Raw genomic sequence first — 2,279 nt, forward strand, 5'->3', positions numbered from 1 at the left:
CAAACCTGGTAGCTAAGGGCCTTCCGGCCCTTCGCCCCATAAGAACTGTACGTGATAGTTTCCCATCATACAGCTCAAGCCCTTTAAAGGCCGCCCAGGCGACCCACCTATTCACATCCAATAACGCATCCATTCAGGCGGCCAGTTTCTCGTAGGACGAGCTGTTCAAGAAGACTCGGTCCCGGCGCGCGTGCATTCGCTGCCTTGCGGTTCTCGCCTTATAGTAGTCGCTGTCGGCCAGGTCATAAGGATTGGCGTCACTGCGAACTTTGCTGTGATACCGGATCGGTAAGTCTCCAGCCTTGAACAAGCGTATGAGTTTCATGCCCGATGTTGTCGGGTAGTGGCACCCATACTCTATGCGACCCTTGAAGCAACCCCGGTAGCGTTTCCTTATCCATGCCCACGTCTTGGATCGGTGTTCCCGTTGTAGCCACTTTTTCACCAGTGGGTAGATCCTGTCATCGACGTAACTCAGGCGTTGTTTCGCTACCACGTGTCGGTACGCATAGGCCCAGCCCCGGATCACGGCATTGAGTTTGGCCAGCAGAGCATGGAAGGGGATGCCTCGGTATTTCTTTAACACCCCTCGCACTTTCGCCAGCACTTCTCCGGTCTTGCCGTCCTCGGGCTGGATCAGCAGGGTTTTCCGGTACTTCTTGAAGTGAAAGCCCAGAAAGTTGAAACCCTGATCAATATGACTTAAACGTGTTTTCTCTACTGACAACTGTAGCCCACGCTCCGCCAGAAAGCGCTCGACCTTGGGCCGGACTTCGTGCTCCAGAATGGCGGGGGTGGTCCCGGTGATGATAAAGTCGTCCGCATATCGAATGATATGCAGTTTGCTGCGCCCCTGACTGCGGGACGCCGGCACAACCAGATCTTCCAGGCCATCCAGTGTCATGTTGCAGAGGGTGGGCGAGATAATGCCACCTTGCGGGGTGCCGTCTTCCGTCTCGTAGCGTGCTTCCTTGTCCAAGTACCCCGATTTAAGCCACTGCCCTAACACCCGCCTGGGCAGCGGGATATGCGTCAACAACCAGTCATGACTGATGCGGTCGAAGCAGGCTTTGATGTCTGCCTCCAGAACCCACTGGGCCGCGGTTTTCTGGGCCAGTATAATGAAGCCCTGTTTGCAAGCATCGTGCAGGCTGCGTTTTTCCCTGAAACCGTAAGAGTGTTTGTCTCCCGTGGTTTCCGCAATGGGGTTAAGCCCAAGAGCATAGAGGGCTTGCATCGCCCGGTCATGAAGGGTGGGTATCCCCAAAGGACGGCGGTCACCGTTCTTTTTCGGGATATAGATCCGGCGCAGTGGTTGCGCCTGATAACCGGCTGTCCTTAGTTGTTGCGCCGCCCGCCAGTATTGCCCGGGAGCGGCCCACCGCTCTCCGTCAACACCTGCCGTGCGGCTTCCTTTATTGGATATGACCCGTCTGACGGCGATCAGCTTTGCCGCAAACGAGCGCGATAGCAGATGTTGCAGGGCTCGCGCCTTACCCCACCGCTGCTCGCGGATAGATTTTGCGATACGCACTTGCAGTCGATACACGCGCTTTTCCATCGCCGGCCAGTCTATGGACTGCCAGCGTTGGGCGTCGGTTGAAGGTGCACTCGCCGTGGCGGCGATCATTTGTCGTTCCTTCATGAAATCGATTCTGTCAGCTCTCTCGCAACAAAGCACCGAGGGGACGTGGGCTCACTTTCGTGCCGGACAAAGTTTGAATCCGTATGCCTCCCATTACAGGAAACCCTTCGCTTTTTCCCCCATCTCATCGACGCAGAGTCACCGGCTCCCTTACGGGTTACCTTCTTCCTCCCTGAAGGCTCTACGACATTGCCATGTTCTGCATAAGCACCTTTACGAGCGACGTAGATGGAATCTGTATCCCGGCAATGCGGTGTCTACGCGCCGCCCACGTTATCAAGGCGACGACCGAGATTGCTTACCTTTTGGTGACTGCCTGTCAGCGCCTTTGGCAGATCTGGCATCTCACGGAACGTCAACGATTCTTCACTTACGTTCATCCTATCGCTCCATCCTAGCCCCCGACCGCCTGGCACTGGCAGTTCCGATTCCCCTCACGGTTCCTCTTAACAGGGTTCATTGTCCCCAACGCTTCATACCAAATCCGTTTCGCATGGTGGGTAGGATACTGGTGGTAGAACACCAGGTTGCGCTTTCGAGTACTTCTCTGTTGGGTGGGCCAATGGTGCGCAGAGCCAACAACTACGAAAATAACTCGAATTACAACATATACTTATGCAACTTCATGTCGCAA

Annotated in this window: 2 protein-coding genes; both read right to left on the reverse strand. The window is 55.4% G+C overall.

The genetic code is table 11. The features are described from left to right. Positions 1–133 precede the first annotated feature (133 nt). Positions 134–1,645, reverse strand: a complete 1,512-nt coding sequence (ltrA, locus tag AC13C0_RS14945) for a group II intron reverse transcriptase/maturase (protein ID WP_482954647.1) — start codon at positions 1,643–1,645, stop codon at positions 134–136. 257 nt (positions 1,646–1,902) lie between these two features. Continuing rightward, on the reverse strand, positions 1,903–2,025 hold the full coding sequence (locus tag AC13C0_RS14950) for a hypothetical protein (RefSeq protein ID WP_264756443.1): 123 nt from the start codon (positions 2,023–2,025) through the stop codon (positions 1,903–1,905). Positions 2,026–2,279 lie beyond the last annotated feature (254 nt).

This window comes from Marinobacter sp. B-21 (assembly GCF_056857895.1).

Coding starts and splice junctions, on each gene's coding strand:
- AC13C0_RS14950 (WP_264756443.1), bottom strand. CDS start 2,025: ATGAACGTAAGTGAAGAATCGTTGACGTTCCGTGAGATGCCAGATCTG.
- ltrA (WP_482954647.1), bottom strand. CDS start 1,645: ATGAAGGAACGACAAATGATCGCCGCCACGGCGAGTGCACCTTCAACC.